We start from the raw sequence: 431 nt of genomic DNA, 5'->3' as shown, positions 1-431 counted from the left end.
CGCTCCGCAGGGGAGGATCGCTCAAACCTCAATCCGCCAGAAACTCATCCACCAGCGCGCTCAGCCGCTCGGGCTGATCGGTCATGATGAAGTGACGGCTGTCGTCCACGCGCACCAGCTTCACCCCCGGCAGGGCCGCATACTCCCGCCCCCACATCCCATCCGCCATCGCCGCCGGCGCGCCGCCGTTCGCATCGGCGGCATAGACGGCCCAGACCGGCGTGGTCATGGCCGCCAGACCCGGCCGAGCGTCGGTGGTCATGACGTCGCGGATGGCCGAGGCCATGGCCTGACGGTCCGACGCCATCGACCACTCCACCATGTCCGCCCGCCCAGCCTCGTTTCGCATCATCCCGGCCGCCGTGCGCTCCTGCTGCACGCGATAGCCGGCGGCGTCTGCGTTCAGGATGCCCGCCGCCGCCTGATCGGCG

At 70.5% G+C, this 431-nt stretch carries 1 protein-coding gene; it reads right to left on the bottom strand.

Features of this window, described 5'->3' with window-relative positions; genetic code table 11:
* Positions 1-28: 28 nt before the first annotated feature.
* Positions 29-431, bottom strand: a 403-nt coding sequence (locus tag HX774_RS19300) for an alpha/beta fold hydrolase (RefSeq protein WP_178829020.1), incomplete at its 5' end; no start/stop codon positions are given.

Source organism: Brevundimonas sp. P7753 (assembly GCF_013386595.1).
Classification (GTDB): Bacteria; Pseudomonadota; Alphaproteobacteria; order Caulobacterales; family Caulobacteraceae; genus Brevundimonas; species Brevundimonas bullata.
The sequence above is the reverse complement of the archived record's forward strand: the minus strand, read 5'-3'. Positions and strand labels throughout refer to the sequence as shown.